The 17,548-nt window shown below is 55.3% G+C and carries 17 protein-coding genes; 13 read left to right on the forward strand and 4 right to left on the reverse strand.

The features are described 5' to 3' along the window. Positions 1 to 10: 10 nt before the first annotated feature. Both MTC_RS00100 and MTC_RS00105 read right to left on the reverse strand, forming a co-directional pair. On the reverse strand, positions 11 to 1,339 hold the full coding sequence (locus MTC_RS00100; protein ID WP_014404632.1) for a carboxypeptidase regulatory-like domain-containing protein: 1,329 nt from the start codon (positions 1,337 to 1,339) through the stop codon (positions 11 to 13). Continuing rightward, positions 1,327 to 3,516, reverse strand: coding sequence for a winged helix-turn-helix transcriptional regulator (locus tag MTC_RS00105; protein ID WP_014404633.1), 2,190 nt, complete (start codon positions 3,514 to 3,516; stop codon positions 1,327 to 1,329). The genes MTC_RS00100 and MTC_RS00105 overlap by 13 nt, the downstream gene beginning before the upstream one ends. A 444-nt stretch (positions 3,517 to 3,960) precedes the next feature. Between MTC_RS00105 and MTC_RS00110 the strand changes: the two genes are divergently transcribed. The 7 genes from MTC_RS00110 (at position 3,961) to MTC_RS00140 (ending at position 10,335) form a co-directional block, all read left to right on the forward strand. Then, on the forward strand, positions 3,961 to 4,146 hold the full coding sequence (locus MTC_RS00110) for a hypothetical protein (protein ID WP_237705927.1): 186 nt from the start codon (positions 3,961 to 3,963) through the stop codon (positions 4,144 to 4,146). A gap of 200 nt (positions 4,147 to 4,346) precedes the next feature. Next, entirely contained in the window at positions 4,347 to 4,733 is a 387-nt protein-coding gene (locus tag MTC_RS00115) for a response regulator transcription factor (protein WP_014404635.1), read from the forward strand. A gap of 88 nt (positions 4,734 to 4,821) precedes the next feature. Further along, positions 4,822 to 6,810 (forward strand): ribosome rescue protein RqcH, encoded by a 1,989-nt coding sequence (gene rqcH / locus MTC_RS00120; RefSeq protein WP_014404636.1) that lies wholly within the window; start codon positions 4,822 to 4,824, stop codon positions 6,808 to 6,810. Continuing rightward, positions 6,807 to 7,862: an mRNA surveillance protein pelota gene (locus MTC_RS00125; protein WP_014404637.1), complete on the forward strand. Its 1,056-nt coding sequence runs from the start codon at positions 6,807 to 6,809 to the stop codon at positions 7,860 to 7,862. Before rqcH ends, MTC_RS00125 begins: the two co-directional genes overlap by 4 nt. A 49-nt stretch (positions 7,863 to 7,911) precedes the next feature. Then, entirely contained in the window at positions 7,912 to 8,535 is a 624-nt protein-coding gene (locus tag MTC_RS00130; RefSeq protein WP_014404638.1) for a hypothetical protein, read from the forward strand. A 62-nt stretch (positions 8,536 to 8,597) separates the two neighbouring features. Then, positions 8,598 to 9,776, forward strand: coding sequence for a hypothetical protein (locus MTC_RS00135; protein ID WP_014404639.1), 1,179 nt, complete (start codon positions 8,598 to 8,600; stop codon positions 9,774 to 9,776). Between the two features lie 127 nt (positions 9,777 to 9,903). Further along, positions 9,904 to 10,335 carry a hypothetical protein gene (locus tag MTC_RS00140; RefSeq protein ID WP_014404640.1) on the forward strand — a complete coding sequence of 144 codons (432 nt, stop codon included), beginning with the start codon at positions 9,904 to 9,906 and terminating at the stop codon, positions 10,333 to 10,335. Positions 10,336 to 10,342: 7 nt separating this feature from the next. On the opposite strand, the gene mptA is transcribed toward MTC_RS00140, so the two are convergent. Then, positions 10,343 to 11,353: a GTP cyclohydrolase MptA gene (gene mptA / locus MTC_RS00145; RefSeq protein WP_014404641.1), complete on the reverse strand. Its 1,011-nt coding sequence runs from the start codon at positions 11,351 to 11,353 to the stop codon at positions 10,343 to 10,345. Between the two features lie 257 nt (positions 11,354 to 11,610). Between mptA and MTC_RS12505 the strand changes: the two genes are divergently transcribed. Beyond that, on the forward strand, positions 11,611 to 12,345 hold the full coding sequence (locus tag MTC_RS12505) for an RNA-guided endonuclease InsQ/TnpB family protein (RefSeq protein ID WP_014404642.1): 735 nt from the start codon (positions 11,611 to 11,613) through the stop codon (positions 12,343 to 12,345). Here the strand turns inward: MTC_RS12505 and MTC_RS00155 are convergent. Then, complete coding sequence (locus MTC_RS00155; protein WP_014404643.1) at positions 12,337 to 12,912, reverse strand: hypothetical protein; 576 nt, start codon at positions 12,910 to 12,912, stop codon at positions 12,337 to 12,339. The genes MTC_RS12505 and MTC_RS00155 overlap by 9 nt on opposite strands. 93 nt (positions 12,913 to 13,005) lie before the next feature. On the opposite strand from MTC_RS00155, the gene MTC_RS00160 reads away from it, so the two are divergent. The 5 genes from MTC_RS00160 to MTC_RS00180 are packed head-to-tail and all read left to right on the forward strand — an operon-like array spanning position 13,006 to position 17,543. Next, positions 13,006 to 14,649 (forward strand): type II/IV secretion system ATPase subunit, encoded by a 1,644-nt coding sequence (locus MTC_RS00160; RefSeq protein WP_014404644.1) that lies wholly within the window; start codon positions 13,006 to 13,008, stop codon positions 14,647 to 14,649. Further along, positions 14,642 to 15,490, forward strand: coding sequence for a type II secretion system F family protein (locus MTC_RS00165; protein ID WP_014404645.1), 849 nt, complete (start codon positions 14,642 to 14,644; stop codon positions 15,488 to 15,490). Before MTC_RS00160 ends, MTC_RS00165 begins: the two co-directional genes overlap by 8 nt. 1 nt (position 15,491) lies before the next feature. Beyond that, positions 15,492 to 16,394, forward strand: a complete 903-nt coding sequence (locus tag MTC_RS00170) for a type II secretion system F family protein (protein WP_014404646.1) — start codon at positions 15,492 to 15,494, stop codon at positions 16,392 to 16,394. Further along, a complete protein-coding gene (locus tag MTC_RS00175; protein ID WP_014404647.1) occupies positions 16,391 to 17,131 on the forward strand; it encodes a hypothetical protein in 741 nt (246 codons plus the stop codon). The genes MTC_RS00170 and MTC_RS00175 overlap by 4 nt, the downstream gene beginning before the upstream one ends. After that, positions 17,121 to 17,543: a hypothetical protein gene (locus MTC_RS00180; RefSeq protein ID WP_014404648.1), complete on the forward strand. Its 423-nt coding sequence runs from the start codon at positions 17,121 to 17,123 to the stop codon at positions 17,541 to 17,543. The genes MTC_RS00175 and MTC_RS00180 overlap by 11 nt, the downstream gene beginning before the upstream one ends. Positions 17,544 to 17,548 lie beyond the last annotated feature (5 nt).

Consider the following 17,548-nt stretch of genomic DNA (forward strand, 5'->3'; position numbering starts at 1 on the left):
CTCACGCCTTTTATAGCCATCTCCTCGTCGCTTGCCACATCCCTGCGATGCAAAATGCGCCGATGATGAGCGCAGCGAAGAGCGGCAAGTACTGTATTTTTTGGGGCGCCACGACCAGTATGGTTGGGCTGGCGGCCAGGGGCGACCACGCTGGCTTAACCTCGACGCTGACCCTATCGGATACGAGGCGCCGCGCTCCTTCCACGTGCTCGGCGTATATCTCATACGTCCCTGGCGCCACCGTGAAGAAGAACTGGCCATTATTCTTATCGGGCGATGCCTCCTGCACCATGCCATTGCTCAGGTAGACGGTGCCCGAGATGGGCGTAGGGCTTGAGCTGTTGCCGCCTGGCGTGATGATGCCATATATGTAGCCCACGGTCGGCCGCGGGTAGTCGGTGAGGTTCACCTTGAGGCTCGTCGAGTTCTCCACAGGGTAGAGCCGGGAATAGGAGACGTACTCGGTGCCGTTATCCACGATGTCTGCCCTGAATCGCACCACGTCGGTGCTCAGGTTGAGCGGGCCGAACGCGAATGCGCCGTTAGCGTCGGTGCGCGTCACGCCCTGGTCCTTCATGAAGTAGTCCTGGATGGTGAGCGAGGCGTTGGCAACCGGCCTGCCGTCCGCGCCCATCAGCGTTCCGGAGACGTTTGCCCACGTAATAAAAGCTGTGGTATGAAACAGCCTCTCATAGGCCACCGCGGGCAGTATCGACGTATTTTCGCCGGCGGGCTTGAGCTCGAGCACGACGTCCTCTTTTTCAGTAACGTTGATGTCCAGCCTATCGGACATGTACACCATCCCATCCGAATAGCCCACCGCATAGATGGAATGCTCCCCTTTAGAAGTAGTAAATGAGAACCGATTGACTGTGAAGGTATACATGCTTGAGCCATTCTGCCGGGACACCTCATATGGGGTAGAGTCAAACGCCCTGGCATCATCAAGAACCACGAGGGGGTTACCCCTGCCCATGCCGTCCAGCTTTATGCTCCCCGATACCACCCCCACCTCGGGTAACCTGACCAGTATGGCGGTATCGTTCGTATCATGCCATACTGAGGTGAGGCTATACTCGCCGTCGGAGACGATCGCCCTCACCACGCTGGAGCCCGGGCTTACCGTGAAAGCGCACGCGCCCGTTGCATCGGTCGTACCGTTTCCGAGGACCGCATAATTCCCGTTCTGCAGCGTGACGTGGACGCCGCCGGCTGGCGAGCCATCCGAGTTAAGCACTGTTACCTTTATAGCCGTTGATGCGGGGTATCCCATGGCAGGCATGGCCACGGCGGCCCACAATAGCAAAATGAATATCAGGCTCAGCCTCACGCTACGCATTTAAAGCTCTCCAGCGCCATGGCGACGCGCTCCCTGTACTCTTTCTTGATGGAGTAGGCGAACCTGCCGCCTGGCAGCGGCTCCTTAGTGATGATGTCCTTGGAGGAGAGTTCCTTTATATACTTGCTGATGGTGGACTCCGCGATGTCCAGCTCCCGGGACAGGTCGACATTGGTCAGGCGGGGCTTTTCGAGCAGAAGCCCCAGCACCTTCCGCATGGGCTCCCTTTTTATGAAGGATAGCAGCACCTGCTCTTCCTTGCTAAAGGTGTTCGAGTTGATGAAGAAGCGCACGAACTTGTTATCTGCCTTCTGCGACGTGATGCGGTGGTTTATCCCCAGTATTAGCACATGGTACCTTGCCGTGCCTAGGTTCATGTTCACCCCCCTGGCTATCTCATACAGCGTAGAGCCCGGGTGGTCGGCTATGTACTTTAAAACAGCGTTGCGGTTCTCGTTCTTGTCCAGCCTGGACCGCGCCCTTGACACGGCGCCGAACACGAAGAACCGTACAAACACGTAGGCCACGACTGCGACGGTAAGCCCGGTCGCCGGGTCGAACCTCGCCGCGGATATCTTGCCGTCCATGGTGCTGTAGAACAGCGTGCTGTTGCCCTCGGCCATGGCCGTCACCGGCGAGTCGGTAGACTGCTGCCACTCCTCCCTGCCATTAGCGTCGATGGCGACGATGCCCGAGGCATAGACGCACTGTGACCGCCCGGGCACGATCGGGTACTCGTAGTTATAGTCCGCATAGCTTATGTAGACGCGCCCATCGCCTGGTAAAACCCTGACATCGCTGTACCCAAAAACCCTCGTGCCCGCGTTGGGGTACGGATAGCGCTTCTCGCTGCTGGCCATTATATCGGCCGACGTGTATGGGCCGAATATATTCCTGATGCTCGAGGCGTCCAGCGTTATCGTGCTCTTCTTATAAGCGGGGATCGTATAAGTCCACAGGGCCGAGCCATTCCTCACGTCGAGCGCCGTTAGCCTCATCGAGTCCAGGTCCGCCAGGCTCCTGTTCCTGGCGGCCTCAATGGAAGCGTAATATAATACGCCATCCTTTCCTGCCTTATAGTTCCACGAGCGGTATTCGTCATATGCCACTGGCTTTGACAGGATGGAGCCATCGCCGGATAAAACGTAAAGGCTTGAGGCCGACAGGTTAGCATGATTTACCTGCTCCAGGTAAAAGTTGCCAGACGAGTCCATCGGCATCATCTCTAAGAGCCTCGTAGTCCCATTAAGCCTCTTGACCCAGTTAACCGTGCCATCAGTGCTCATAGAGAGCATGCCGTTTTGAAGCGGAATGTATAGCTCGTTGTTCCTGTAAATGGGCAGCGTATCGTATTGCTGCCTGACATCCTCCCTGAGATACTGGCGCATGGCTGGCTCGCCTATGTCCTGGCTCCAGGCCAGCCTTCCCGAGGGGTCGTAGGCGTTTATCACGCCTGAAGGTATCCTATAGTCGTACGCTCCCCCTTCTAGAAGCTGGTTGCCCCTGACAGGCGTAACCGTGTAGATGTATCCACGCTCGTCGACGGCGGGCGGGTCGGATACGCCCTCGATGCTGAACAGGACTCTACCGTTCTTGTCTATAACCGTCTCCGTATAATCATGAAACACGTAGACCCTGCCCCCATAAGCGTATATGGAAGCCGCGTCCAGCGAGGCGTTCCCATACAGGATGAGCCTGCTCTCCAGCGGGACGCTCCACAATATGGCCCCATCGGCCGAGATGGCGAACACGACGGTGCAATTGTATATCGTCTCGATCTCGTCAGAGGCCGTTATGTTGGGCCGGGCGTACACGTAGAGGACACCGTCGGAGGCCGCCACGACCGGGCTGACCTCGTTGACGCCCGTGAACCCGCCCACGGCTATGTCCCCCATATCCTTCAGCCTGAGCCAGTCGATGGAAATGCGCCACATGTCAGGTATGGTCAGGTTCCAGAGGCCATTGCCATCCCCATCTATGGCGTATATGCTGTTCCCCGTGAACGAGTATAAGGTACCATTTTCGCCCGCGTACATGTATCGGGGCTGATCGTAAGCCGGAGTCGTCCACTTTATGGCTGCGGCTGGGGCGCCCTCGCAGGTCATTGCGTAGAGCGTGAACGCTAGCAAAACGATGATTATCGCTACCACGGCTTCGAACAGGATACCCTTTCTCATGGTCTCACGTATAACTTCATGGATTGTTTAAATATACTTTCTGTCATAATCGCTAAACCCCGTCTTTAGCGATTATGAGAGAGAGCTTATAAGCTCTCTATATATAGAGTATTATAGCAGGGCATGATGCCCTGACGTATTCGATGGATATGTGGCCCGTGGGCGATACAGCCGAACATGCCGAGCATTAGGGCATTAATCGTATTGCCGAAAGCTAGCCGCTTCATCGAATTTGGACTACAAGCTGCCTTAGAAGGAGAGGGGCGGACGGTCTCCCATGCCGGCGCCCCACCTCCCATGTTTGCCGATTATTTATAAAATCGGCATGTGCAAAGGTATATATGTATCCTGCCCCCTATTTTACATAGTAAAAGAAAAAAACACAATCCCATCATGTTTGGGATAGCGCTTCTTATAAGGAAGCCAAAAAAGGGAGTGAAAACTATGAACACCGTTAGCGTTAGCACGACGCAGCTCGTGGGCGCTGTCATCGGGCTGCTCGTCACCGTTGCGGCAATCATAGTTAACGTAAAAATATTCGGGAGTGACCTGTCGTTAATCAACGTGGCCTCTTATATAATGCTGGGCGTGCTGGTCGTCCTTACGATGGCCATGCTCGTGAGGGATTAAGGCGCGCCCGGGGTTTTAGCACTTTTAGGTAAAAGGGCACAGCTAGCTCTGGCTATCGAAGGATGAAAAATTTTTCCCGTGGCGTAAATTTTTTCGATGTATTGCGTTTTCGTTTAAATGACGCCGGCCACGTTTTTATGCGGCCCCTTTAGTTACCCAAGCTTTATAAATTCATTAATTAGATAGGTAGTTGTGCGCAGATGACGAAGATCATGGTTGTCGATGACGAGCCCGACCTCGTCGAGGTGGTGAAGCTTATCCTGGAGAGCGATGGCTATCAGGTGGTCACCGCCCTGAGCGGCCAGGAGGCGCTCGATAAGATGGAGAAGGAGATGCCTGACCTGGTTTTGCTTGATATAATTATGCCTAAGATGGACGGCTGGGAGGTGCACTCGAGGATAAAGAGCAATCCGAAGACGCACGATATCCCCGTCATAATGTTGACCGCGAAGGACCAGCGTATCGATAAGCTCATCGGCCTTCATGTGGTGCGTGTGGACGATTATATCACGAAGCCTTTTGGCCGGGCGGAGCTGCTTGAGCGCATCAAGCGGGTGCTGCAGGAGAGGCATAAGGTGGCGCATTGAGCCTTTATAGCATCCCAAAGTTTATAAGCCAGCAGAGACTTTTTTACAGCATAATTTCAATAAAACTCGATAGAGGCACGCTTATTTCATGAAAGAGGAGATGTCCAGCGTCGACGTGTACGCCGCAGTCCGGGAGCTACAGTTCTTAGTGGACGCGAAGGTGGAGAAGGCGTACCAGCACACGGCCGACGAGATACGCATCAGGCTACAGGAGTTCAAGACTGGCAAGTACGACCTGGTAATCGAGGCGGGCAAGAGGCTCCACCTGACAAGGCACCCGCGGGAGTCGCCAAAGCTGCCGCCATCGTTCCCGATGATGCTCAGGAAGCACATGATGGGCGGCAGGATAACGAGGATAGCGCAGCACAACTTTGACAGAATTGTGGAGATAGAGGTGGCCAGGGCTGGCGTGAAGAGCACGCTGGTGGCGGAATTGTTCGCCCAGGGCAACGTGATTTTGCTGGATGGCGAGAGAAGGATAATGATGCCCCTCCGCTCCATGAAGATGAAGGACAGGGACGTGGTGAGGGGGGAGCAGTACGAGTACCCGCCCGCCCAGCTTAGCCCGATGGACATGACGGTTGATTCGCTGAAGAAGCTCTTCGAGGCGTCTGACAGGGACGTGGTGAGGACGCTGGCAACCGAGACGAGCGTCGGAGGCATGTACGCAGAAGAGGCGCTGGCCATAGCGGGCATTGACAAGGGCAGGCCCGCGAAAAGCCTCGTGGACAGCGAGATACAGCTTATCGCTAACGGCCTGAGCGAGCTTTTCAGGCCTCTCAAAGAAGGAAACTTGAAGCCCAACATAGTCCTCGAGGATGGCAAGGAGATAGACGCCCTGCCCATTGAGCTAAGCAGGTACTCGAGTCACCAGAAGGTTTACTTTGAGTCCTTCAACCAGGCGCTGGACGAGTACTTCAGCAGGCATGTGGCGGCAGAGGCTAAGGCCGAGGTCGTGGAGAGGAAGGCCGAAAAGCTAGGAGTGTACGAGCGCCGACTCAGGCAGCAGGAGGAGGCCATAGCTAAGTTCGAGAGGGAAGAGGCGGAAAACGTGCGCAAGGGCGAGGCCATCTACGCCGAGTATAACACCATTAGCGAGGTCATAGGCGTCATCAGGGGCGCCAGGGCGAAGGGCTACTCCTGGGACGATATCCGTAAGATATTGAGAGACGCCAGGAAAGCCGGGAATAAGGCGGCATCGCTGATACAGTCGGTGGACCCGGCGGCCAACACGGTAAACGTGAAGCTCTCCAGCGTGTCTGTGAACGTCAACATCGACTTGACGGTCCCTCAGAACGCCCAGGCATACTATGATAAGGCCAAGAAGGCACGGCTTAAGAAGGAGGGGGCGCTAAAAGCTATTGAGGAGACGAAGAAGGCCATGGCAAAGGAGACGCCAGCCCCGCCCAGGGAGCCATCGGCTAAAGCGCATCCGCGCAAGCCAAGGTGGTATGAGAAATACAGGTGGTTTTACACCTCCGACGGCTTTCTGGTCATAGGGGGCCGTGACGCCGACCAGAACGAGGAGCTAGTCAAGAAGTATATGGAGAAGAGTGATGTTTTCTTCCACGCTCAGGCTTTCGGCGCTCCCATCACCATTGTTAAGGCGGGCGGCAGGGATGTCACGCCCGCTGCGCTCGCCGAGGCCGCCCAGTTCGCCGTCTCATACTCGTCCGTCTGGAAGTCGGGGCAGTATTCGGGCGATTGTTTCTGGGTCCGCCCTGAGCAGGTGAGCAAGACGCCGGAGCATGGCGAGTACGTGGCGAAGGGGGCATTCATTATAAGGGGCGACAGGAATTACGTTAAGAACGTGGAGGTGCGGGCGGCGGTTGGCATCAGGTTTGACGAGACCGGGTGCTACGTTATCGGGGGGCCGGTTGCGGCGGTGAAGGCGCGGGCCAGGTATAGCGTCGAGGTCGAGCCTGGCGAGTTCAGCCAGGGCGACGTGGCCAAGAAGATTTACCGCTACTTCCTGGAGCACGCCAGGGAGGAGGATGCTAAGGCGATACGCCAGGCCGCCTCACCCGATAGAATAGCGCCTTTCCTGCCGCCTGGAGAGTCGAGGATGGTGCAATGAAGGTCAATAAGGAGGAGCTTCGGGGCGACTATGGGGAGATCTCGCTTACGCCCGAGTCCCTGGATGACCTGTGGCACCTGAAATACGTCATTGAGCCTGGCGACACCGTTTTTTCTCTAACCTTCAGGACGCTGGAGAGCGCCACGGATAAGCTCCGGCCGGAGAAGGTGGACAAGAAGCCGGTACGGCTGGGCATAAGGGCCGAATCCGTGGAGTTCCACAAGTTCTCGAATCGCCTGCGCATCAAGGGCACTATCGTCTCTGGCGTAGACGTGGGCATGTACCACACGCTCAACATAGAGCCTTTCTCCGAGCTCTCCATAATAAAGCACTGGAAGCCGGACCAGATAGAGCGAATACGGGACGCCGTAGAGGCCGCCAGGATTCCCGAGATAGAGATCGTCACCATCGAGGAAGGCGAGGCCGTGATAGGGTACCTGAGGCAGTATGGCGTCGAGGAGGTGGCCCACATAAGGCGGGCATCGTCGGGCAAGATGGAGGGCGTCGATATCAGGCAGGAATTCTACGCCGAGGTGGCCGCACACCTGAAGCATGCAGAAAAGGTGAAGACCTTCGTCATCGCGGGGCCGGGCTTCGTTAAGGACGAGTTCGTGAAGTATCTCAAGAATAACGTGAAGGATGTCGCCGACAAGATACTAGTCGAGGAGACTTCTTCTATTGGCTCTTCAGGTTTCCAGGAGGTCCTGCGACGTGGGGCAATTGAGCGCGTAGCCATGGAGATGCGCATCTCAAGGGAGGCAAGGCTCATCGAGCGCCTCATGGTGGAGATAGCGACGGATGGCAAGGCCACGTATGGGTACGAGCAGACGAGGCGGGCCGTCGAGTACGGCGCCGTCGAGGCGCTATTGATAGCGGACGAGACGCTGAGGAATTTTAGGGAGAAGGGAATGGTGGAAGTGGAGCGCATGATGAAAGAAGTGGAGCGTTCGAGGGGAAAGGTCGTGGTCTTCTCGACGGAGTTCGAGCCGGGCCAGCGCCTCGAGAAGCTGGGCGGCATCGCCGCCCTCCTGAGGTTCAAGGTCGGCGGGTAAGCAGGGCAGGGCAAAATGTTAATGGCCATCTAGCTCAGGAGGATGCTTTTTGAGCCTGCTCGGAGATGCGTTCGTTATCATAAAGAAGGACTGGAAGCTGCTCGCTATCCTCAACGCCCTCTACCTTTGCGTGATAGTCATAGGGGCCACCATAGCCCTGATTAGCCCGGGCCTGCAATACTCCATGATAGAGTTCACTGGCTCTGAGACCATCTCAGGCCCTTCTGGCGCCCCCATCCCTGCTAGCCTGGGTGAGGCTATGGTGGCCACGGCCAGCTACTTCTTGCGGAGCTTTGTTGTTAATACGCTGGCCCTTATCACGATACCGTCTATAGTATTGCCATTCTGGGCGCCCATAATAGGGGCTGCACGGTTTTTCATATGGGGCGTGACATACGTGTCACCCCTCGAAGGAGTCCTGAGCATGGAGAAGCTCATGCCCGAGTACGTGGCCATGCTCCTGGAAGGCGAGGCCTATATCATCGCCATCTTCGCGAGCGTCAGGCAGCTCGTCATCGCCCTCGAGTCGGCGAGTATAAGCATGAAGTGGGCGCTTAAAAGGTATACGGAAACGGTGGCGGAAACCCTGAGACTGCTCGCCATCACAGCCATCCTGCTGGCCATCGCCTCGCTATACCAGGCCATCGTCATGCCCGTGCTTACAGCGCTGTAGAAATAATTATTAACGCCAAGGTGCTTAATTATGTTAAAAATCGATGAGAAGGCTTGAAAGACATGGGGTTTCTGAACGGCATCAAGAGGGCTGTGAGGTTACCTTTGCTAAGCCACAAGGTACTGCTAAAGGGCAGGAGCATAGGAAGAAACATCCTGGATGCGACGGGCAGCTATGAAGGACACGTGACCAGCATGATAGCAAGGCACTCGCTGCCAAAGATAGCGATCTACCCGAACGAGCGCTTCAAGACGAGTATCTATAAGGCTTCAGACCCGTCTCCATGCCTTGACGAGATATTCTATAAGCAGGAGAGCCTGCTTCCATATGGCAAGGAGTACTGGTTCGCCATTTTTACCTCATTAGATAAAAAGAAGAACCCCATGCAGCTAATCTCATCGTTCGGGAGGCGCAACTCACGGAAGTCGGTGGTGGACAACGTCGAGATAAGCGGCAGGAGCATGGCGGACGGCGCTTTGAGGACCGGCGCCTTTGCCTGGTGCTACGATGGCAGGAGGAAGCTCGCGGTGCCCACGATCGAGACGATGACAACCTTTTCACCCAGGTCTGTCAGGTCTGCAGGGGATGGCCTGAGCATTGAAATATCCGGTACTGCGCCCGCTTATAGGGTAAGGGTGGAGAGCGAGGCCATCAATTGTGACTTCGACGTCAGGAAGCCCTCCCGCGGGTATGACGAGGAAATCCTGAACGAGCTTAAGATGGGCTTAAACTACCAGGTCTATAACCTTTATTATGATTTCGACGGCCTGCTTAATAAAAAGGAGTACAGCGGGCGATGCTACCTTCAAAAGGTCATCCTTTCCACGCCGCTGGTGCCGTGGTACTGGTCAAGGTTCGTGTTCAAGGATGGCTCGTCCTTCGTATTCTTTAAGCCCTACTTCGGCAGCAGAGAGCTTAACTACGCCTTAAGGAATAAGGGGGCTTTCTACAATGCCTCTGAGGATAAGCTCTACTGGGTGCATGACATCGACGTGAAGCACGATAAGAAGATGAGGAACTGGAAGTTCACAAGCAAGGGCGCGGATTACACGCTGAACGTGGCGGTGAAGGCCTATGCGGACCACGGGTTCAGCTTCAGGTATGGCGGCGCTTTTAACTATAACGAGCACATGGCCAACGTCAAGAAGTTCGACTTCGTGGCCGGCGGCTCGAAGGCTGATCTAAGGAAGCTTGGATTCGGGGCTGGCATCGTAGAAGATGCCACAGGCCTCCTCATATAGGTGCATAAGCGTTTATTATGATTTAATAATCGAAATGGTTTCTATTTTAAGTCTAGTTTACTCAATGAATTATGGTATAAACGAGAAAGACTTTATACTATAATTTATTTGATTATTTCTGATATACATGATGAGCGAGAGGCGCATAAAGGTCGACTTTCCTAGCTGTGATATAACGCCCGATGACATATCAAGCCATTACATGGAGTTTGGGGCGGATATGGTCCAGAGCGGAGAGGTACCCGATGTGGACTCATTCATAAAAAACCTGGAGGAGTACAACCGCCTTCAATATAAGCTAATGGATAAGACCGCCAGCCTCTGCGAGTCCATGGAGGCCATGCTGGACAACGAGTTTGTTATTATAAACGACCTTAACCCCATTTTTGAGGAGGTGGACAGGATAACCGAGCGCATGGAGGATATGAAGTACTTCATTCCCAGGGATGAGGTCTTAGAGGTTCTGGAACGGTACCTGTCGTTGCACCAGCGGCTCTTCGACAAGCCCGTCTTCTACGTGGAGAGCGGGTGGGACGTCATCCAGGACTACGGGCTGTGAAAGAGGCTTAAGCCTTCGCCTTTTTGTGCCCTGCTTTTGCGCCTACGTGCTTTGATGGCTCAGGCCTCGCCTTCACGAGCGCCCTGCCGTTGACCTCCTTCTTGAGCTCGCCAAACGTGGCGATCCGCTCGGCGAAGGCGTTGTGCCGGTGGATGCTCTCCTCGTTGACCTGCTTTATAGTTATAGTCGTGTCATCGCTCAGGTCTGGGAACCTTTGTACTAGATTCTTGGCCATGGCCCGCACGCAGTCCTCGACGAACTTGGGGTTTTGGTGGGCGGTCCTGACCACGTACTCCTCGTCCTGCCTCTTAAGCAGCTCAAACACCTGGCAGCTCATGGACTGCTCGATGATGTCAATTATAGACTCTATCGATATGCGCCTGTTCTCGCCGTCCCTGTGGTCGGAAAATTCGATCTTGATGGAGCCGATGCCACGCTGGTTATGCGTGGGCATGGGCATATCAGCCAAAAACTCATCGATCAAGTCCTGAGCGATGCCCAGCTTACGCAGCTTCTGCTCCGCCTGGGCCTTCATGATGTCCTGGGCGCACGGGCAGGCGGTCATCGCGATCACGCGGGCGCCGATGCCCTTGCTTATAAGCCCGCCCTTCACTGCGACCGCGTCGGCGCAAATATCGTAAACCTCCTGGCACTCCATGTCAGTCACCGGCGAGCGCCGCTTCATCATATACTCCCCCCGCATGCTCACCTCGGCACGGGAGGCGTACTCATGCTTAGCCAGAAGCTCCTTCGACACGTCGACGCATAAATCCTCAATAGCGTAAACGGGCTCCTTGATGGCATCCTCCAGGACCTTGTCGATGACCTCCAGATTTCTTGAAAGGTTCGCCCCCTTCCGGTTCGAGGGCAAATCCACGAAAATATCAAAAGTAGGAATAAGGATGATGGGCCGCTTACTACCGCGATAAATCTCTACCATCTTCTTGACATCGGTGATGCCCACCTTCGTGAGGCTGAGCCTGACGTCGGGGTTGCCGGCTTGCACGTCGGGTAACATCAAGTACGCTCACCTGACTCGTTGATATGAAAGCGCTGAAGCACGATAAGTTTTACCGTGCGCCTGACCACCGGCCAATGAGGCTTGTTGCAGGGGGCCTGACATTCCATCTATACATACTTCATTTATCTCAGAGGGGTTGATAAGGGGAGTCGAAGACCCTGGCCTTCAGGCCGTGGATGAAGGCTCTCCCTTATAATACTTTCAACACATATACACACATACTATATAAGTCTAACATGTAACACTTGCTGGTTATGCTCAGGAGCTACAGGTACCGTTTCTACCCATCCACGGAGGTCAGAAACAACATAGATGTAGCCCTAAACTATTGTAGGTTCACCTATAACAAATTGTTAGAGTTATACCGTAATGGAAAAATCAAAACGGTTTACGATGCTTGTAACTATGTGGCAACGCTTAAACAACAATATCCTGAGCTTAAAACTGTGTATAGCAAGACACTACAGAGGGCTGGCAACCATCTTTTCAACAACATCATGGTACTGGCATCCCTTAAAAATAAGGGTTTTAAAACAGGTGGACTTCGTTATAAGAACGAGTACAGGTTCAGGACGCTGGAGTATAACCAGTCGGGGTTTAAAATAACCGAGAACTTACTGGAATTATCCAAAATAGGGACAGTTAAGCTAATTCTTCACAGACCACTACCAGAGGGCAGAATCAAGTCAATATTTCTTAGCAAGCTGGCTTACAAGGCTGAAAGTGCTGGCAGGGTTCTTGTTAGGGTAGACCCAAGGGAAACGTCTCAGAAGTGCTATTGTGGGAACATCGTGAAAAAAGACCTTTCGGACAGGGTTCACGATTGTCCCTGTTGTGGAGTGTCTCTGGACAGGGATTTCAACTCCGCCTTAAACATTCTTAAGAAGGGGTTGGAACTACTGTCGGGGCGGGAAGGGCGGGAACCGCCCGGATTGCCTGTGGAGCCAGCGGTCAATAGAGACCACCAGGTCTCCAAACCGCTAGCGTAGAATCAGGAAGCCCCGGCCTTCAGGCCGGGGTAGCTCACTAACTTTGTCTAAGGGCAGGCAATCACCAAGCGCCCGGGATATGGCAATTCTCGCATCTTCGAGGTCATCGGGGGTGAGCATGCCTTTATCTTTGCCCTTTAGCGACGTCTCGACGAGCCTCGATGCGAACCCTTCCCCGAACACCAGCGCAATCCGCCTTTTCCACCTGGACGTTACAGTTTTTACGCGTGTGGCGGGAACGAGTGCCTTATTGCATGCCCGCCGGTCACGCCTGGTGAACATTAGCTGGACGAGCCGGGCGAGGTCGGCAGGAGATACTGGGCCATCATAATAGATGGCGGCCACAGAGTCCCCATAGTCGTGCTTTACGGCCAGGAGCTTTCCACCGCCCCCTTCGAAGAGCAGTTCGCTGGCCTTAACGCTTCTCATCCCCTCCATGAGATGGTCGAGCCCCTCATCCTGCGGGTAGAATTTGCCGCCAGTCGAGACGGCCACCCTGCTTATCCCCTGAAAAACGCCCCGTACGCCCTTATCAACGATGGCCTGCCACGCCTCATCATCAGACAAGCGACTTCACCAAAAACGACTTTATTACAATAAAGTATAAATAATATGCGCACTACTTATTTACAGTAATTAGAAATTAAGTTGGGTGTTAAGATGAGCCTCTCGCGGGAAGCGTTATTAAGCGTGGACGACGACGGCCCCAGGAAAAAGCTCGGTGGTGCGATAAAAGAAGGCCTTGCCATAGGGCCTGCGATAGAAGAGCAAAAAGCCTCGCCTCCTACCACTGGCAATATGGGGGCCGAGGTGGTGAAGAGCTATAGGATTAACGGGTCCTGCGGAGTGCAAATAATATGGGATGATGTCGCAGGGAAATGCCGCTACGAGCTGCTCGAGCCTACCATGTCACCCGACGAATGCCGGATATACGAGGGAATCATCTCGGAGCTACATAAAAAGCCTCGAGCAGAGCTAGAGGCCATGAAAAAGATAGGGGGCAGGGAGCGCATCAGGCAAAAGTTCGAGCGCTTATGCATGGAGAGGAGCGTTCCAGGGCCGCTAAAGGAAAAAATGCGGTATTATGTCGAGCGCGACTTTTGGGGCTACAAGAAGATAGACGCCCTCCTGAAGGACCCGAACGTTGAGGACGTAAGCTGTAATGGCTACGGTAGCCCCGTTTACGTGTACGTGCCCGAGTTCGAGTCCATACCGACGAATATCACTTTTAGCGGCGAGGATGAGCTCGACGATTTTATCCTTTACCTGGTACAGAAGGGCGGCAAGTCGATCAGCGCAGCCCACCCCATCCAGGACGTCGCGCTGCCCGATGGCTCCAGGCTTAACGGCACGATATACAGGGAGGTAAGCTCGAACGGGACGACCTTCTCAATAAGGGTGGCCAACCGCACGAGGAGGGCAGCCGAGCTGCTCAGGCAGCGCACCTTCTCCCCTGAGTCTATGGCCTTTCTGTGGCTGGCCATGGAGAACAGGTGTAGCATGGCGTTCATAGGCGGCACCGCCTCGGGCAAGACCGCGGCGCTCAACGCGGTGAGCGGCTTCATCACCGACAGGCACAAGGTGGTCACCATCGAGGACACCCGGGAGGTGAGGCTCGCATCCCAGAACTGGACGCCGCTTGTCGTGCGGGAGACGGGAGAGTCGCCCATCAGCGAGTTCGACCTCCTGGTGGCGGCGTTCCGGCAGAGGCCGGAGTACGTCATCGTAGGGGAGGTGAGGACGCCCGAGGGGGCCAGGGCGGCCATACATGGCATCAACTCCGGGCACACGGTGCTCATGACCTTCCACGCCGAGTCGGCGTGGAGCTTTTTCAACCGCATCATGAACGCCCCCTTTAACATACCGCCGCATACGGCGGCCAGCCTATCGCTCTGCGTCAACCTCGCCATGGTGAGCGTCCAGCCAGGGCCCGTCGACATAAAGGTCAGGCGATGCAGGTCAATCTGCGAGCTTGCAGGGGTGAACGATGACGGCACCCTGAGCATAAACACGCTATTCGAATGGGACCCGGCCGCCGACTCGATCTCGATGATTGAAGGCCCATCTAAGGTTTTAGAAAAGATCAGAAGCGAGAGAGTATGGAGCGAGGATAGGCTCATCGAGGAGCTAAGCGCCAGGGCAGCCGTGCTGCGCTGGGTTGGGGAGAACAACGTCGGCGACGAGGAGCGCATAAAAAAGATCGTTGAATCGTTCTACAGGGACCGCAAGGGTCTGCTGAGGTTCATGAAGGAGCACCCATCCTTTAAGGGGGACATAACGCTGGGAGACTATGCGTATGATTGAGGTCGCTATGTTGAGGAATGCCTCAGACCGGCTTGCGGCGGCAGCGGGAGGGTGCCGCTCTAACTATGAGCGGTGCAGGCTTGACCGCGATTTCAACGAGTGGATGTACAGGACCGTGTTGGCCTCTCTCGCCGCGTTCGCCGTCCTGGCAGCATGTGCGGCAGCATATTTGATCGGATCAGGCCAAGACGCGCTCAGCCTGACGCTCGTCCCGGCTTCAGGCCTGGCGGCAGCCCTGCTGGTTTTTTATGCCCGAGCATGCTCGGTTAAGTCGATGAAGGACTACAGGGGGGCGCTCATAGACGCCAGCCTGGTACACGTGGTCGGCTTCATGCTGACGATGGCCGAGTCAAACGTCCCCCTAAACAAGATGTTCGAGAACATCTCCAACCTGGGCGGCGTGTACGGCGAGGACATAGCCCTTGAGGCAGCCTACATTCTATCGCTTGTTGAAGAAGACGGCATGGACGTGGTCTCCGCACTGAGAGTGGCCCAATCCACCTCGCCCTCTGCCGCCTGGCAGGAATTGCTCATAGGCATGGCCGAGGTCTATGGCAGCGGAGGCAGCCTAAATGAATACCTTAAGGGCAAGTACCAGGCGTTCACGGATAGAAAGCGGCTGGACGTGAAAAAATATAACGATAGCGTACAGGGCCTTTCCTCAGTATACCTGTCCATCGTGGGAATCGCCTCGATATTCATATCGCTGATAAACCTGGTCTTCAACATGGCGGGCTGGCTGTCCAGCGACTCGTTCGTATGGCTGGACGCCCTCGTAGTCGTGCCATTGGGAAGCTTCATCGTCGTCTACATGATGAAAGCCTCCGACCCGGAGGCGTGAGATGAGCCTGAGCTTATGCCCGAAGCTTAGCGTCAGCCTCAATGACCCGGACCTGCGCTCCATCATCAAGTCGTCCGGCCTTATCCCCATCCTGGCGGCCAGCCTTGCCCTTGGAGCTGCGGTGGCATGCCTTCTAGTCGTGCTCTCCCAGGGCCTCGCCCTTGCCATTTTCGCCTCTCTCATCATCGTGCTATCCCCGGTGGCTTACGCATATCACGCCACGTCAGCGTACGACTTGGAGGTTGAGTCGAGGGCGCCGGAGTTCTTCTACGACCTCTCCGAGCAGGTCAAGGCCAGCGGCTCGGTGGTCAAGGCGCTCAAGAGGACGTCACGCCACGATTACGGCATCATCTCCGATGAGGTGTGCCGCATGCTATCGGAGATAGAGCACGAGGGCTACGACATCTCATCGTCTCTAGAAGCGATGGCCCGGAGGGTCAATAACCGCTATATCGATAGGTCGGTATCCATCATAAGGGAAGCCCTCACCACAAGCTCGAGCCTGGAGACCATCTTGAAGGTGGTCGCAGGAGAGGGGAGGCTTTACCTGTCGCTAAATAAGGAGAGGAGGGCGGGCGTCTCCTCCTCGATATTTGTCATATACTTTACGGCCATCATCTTTCTGGCCGTCATGGCGCTCTGCCTGACCTCTTTCATGCACTTTTCAAACGAGATGAAGCTGGCATCTGGCGTGGGGGAAGCCTTTCTGGGCGACGCTGCCATGCCCTACTACGTGCTATCCGTGTCAATTGCCGTTTGTGCGGGACTGACCATCGGCGAGATGCGCGATGGGACGGTGTTCGGGGGCTTCAAGGACGCCGCCATACTATTAACGATAACGTTCGCCGCTTACGAGCTCATCGTGTTCCCGGGCTATAATTTATTGGGGGCTTATGGGCTATGATGCCAGGAGAGGATGCCGTGTCAGAGCTGCTTGGCTATGCCGTGCTCGCTGCCATCGTCTCGATAGCCGCGGCGGGGCTTCTCGCGGGCAGCATGGGCGTGATATCGTCAAGCGAAAGAGGGATGGAGTACTCAGGCTCCATATCGGCGCTCAAGGGCTTACAGGGCATCATATCATCAGTTGTCGAGAATGACAACACGTTTTACGTGGCATATGAGATGGCCGTACCCAAAGGCTACGAGCTCATGGCGATGGGCGAGCATGACGACTATCGGTCAATAAGCATTTACTCTGGCTCCAGTCGCCTCGCCTTCCTTCCTATGGGCAGCATTGCTTTAAGGTCGCCCTTCAGGACGATAAGCTTCGAGGGTGGCGCGGTCATATCTAACGATACTGGCCTGGTCAAGGCTGAAAGGGCCCCGGCTATCCACGCGATACCGCTCGCCTCGGGGAAGAAGGCCCTCTATATGTCAATCACGGCCATATCATGCGATTCGTTCGTCAAGCGGGAGGGCCCCATAACGCTCTACGTCAAATGCTCTTCAGTGGACGCGAGGTCATGGGGCGTGCCTGAAGGCTTGACTATATGGGTGAGGAGCGGGGATTTAAAGGCGTGGAAGGACGCTTTTGAGGAGTGCGGGCTTACCACGGCATATGAGGGTGGCGCGCTAAAGGCCACCAGCGATGAGGTGTCGGAGATACATGTCGCATATTCTGAGGTCAAGGTTGAAAGATGAGACGGGGATCGCCGTCATTGCAGAATATGTGCTGCTGCTAGGCGTGTCGCTGCTCATCTTCACTGCGGTCTTCATCGGCTTTAGCAGCTTCCTCACGACTGCCTCCTCGGATGCCACTTCTGAAGCGGCTTACCGGGTGGCAGCTTATCTAGGCGAGCGCATGTCAGATGCGGTGGAGGCTGGAGTCTCTTCGGATACCAGCATAGACCTGCCTCCAAGGCTCTGCGGCCATAGCTACCTTGCATTCCCCACTCATGGCGGCAGGGCCGTGTGCGTGCTCGTGGATGGAGACAGGTATGAGGCCCCGGCCATACTGCCCGCCGACGTTAAAGTAGAGGGGTTCATCGTCAGCCTGCCATCCTCTCACCACATCTACTATGAAGCGTGCTCAAAAGCTATCACAATATCATAGGTGGC

The organism is Methanocella conradii HZ254, from assembly GCF_000251105.1.
Taxonomy (GTDB): Archaea; Halobacteriota; Methanocellia; order Methanocellales; family Methanocellaceae; genus Methanocella; species Methanocella conradii.

What these genes read in the sequence shown, in the direction of transcription:
- MTC_RS00100 (WP_014404632.1), bottom strand. Translation starts at nt 1,339, where the DNA reads ATGCGTAGCGTGAGGCTGAGCCTGATATTCATTTTGCTATTGTGGGCC.
- MTC_RS00105 (WP_014404633.1), bottom strand. Translation starts at nt 3,516, where the DNA reads ATGAGAAAGGGTATCCTGTTCGAAGCCGTGGTAGCGATAATCATCGTT.
- MTC_RS00110 (WP_237705927.1), top strand. Translation starts at nt 3,961, where the DNA reads ATGAACACCGTTAGCGTTAGCACGACGCAGCTCGTGGGCGCTGTCATC.
- MTC_RS00115 (WP_014404635.1), top strand. Translation starts at nt 4,347, where the DNA reads ATGACGAAGATCATGGTTGTCGATGACGAGCCCGACCTCGTCGAGGTG.
- rqcH (WP_014404636.1), top strand. Translation starts at nt 4,822, where the DNA reads ATGAAAGAGGAGATGTCCAGCGTCGACGTGTACGCCGCAGTCCGGGAG.
- MTC_RS00125 (WP_014404637.1), top strand. Translation starts at nt 6,807, where the DNA reads ATGAAGGTCAATAAGGAGGAGCTTCGGGGCGACTATGGGGAGATCTCG.
- MTC_RS00135 (WP_014404639.1), top strand. Translation starts at nt 8,598, where the DNA reads ATGGGGTTTCTGAACGGCATCAAGAGGGCTGTGAGGTTACCTTTGCTA.
- MTC_RS00140 (WP_014404640.1), top strand. Translation starts at nt 9,904, where the DNA reads ATGATGAGCGAGAGGCGCATAAAGGTCGACTTTCCTAGCTGTGATATA.
- mptA (WP_014404641.1), bottom strand. Translation starts at nt 11,353, where the DNA reads ATGTTACCCGACGTGCAAGCCGGCAACCCCGACGTCAGGCTCAGCCTC.
- MTC_RS12505 (WP_014404642.1), top strand. Translation starts at nt 11,611, where the DNA reads ATGCTCAGGAGCTACAGGTACCGTTTCTACCCATCCACGGAGGTCAGA.
- MTC_RS00160 (WP_014404644.1), top strand. Translation starts at nt 13,006, where the DNA reads ATGAGCCTCTCGCGGGAAGCGTTATTAAGCGTGGACGACGACGGCCCC.
- MTC_RS00165 (WP_014404645.1), top strand. Translation starts at nt 14,642, where the DNA reads ATGATTGAGGTCGCTATGTTGAGGAATGCCTCAGACCGGCTTGCGGCG.
- MTC_RS00170 (WP_014404646.1), top strand. Translation starts at nt 15,492, where the DNA reads ATGAGCCTGAGCTTATGCCCGAAGCTTAGCGTCAGCCTCAATGACCCG.
- MTC_RS00175 (WP_014404647.1), top strand. Translation starts at nt 16,391, where the DNA reads ATGATGCCAGGAGAGGATGCCGTGTCAGAGCTGCTTGGCTATGCCGTG.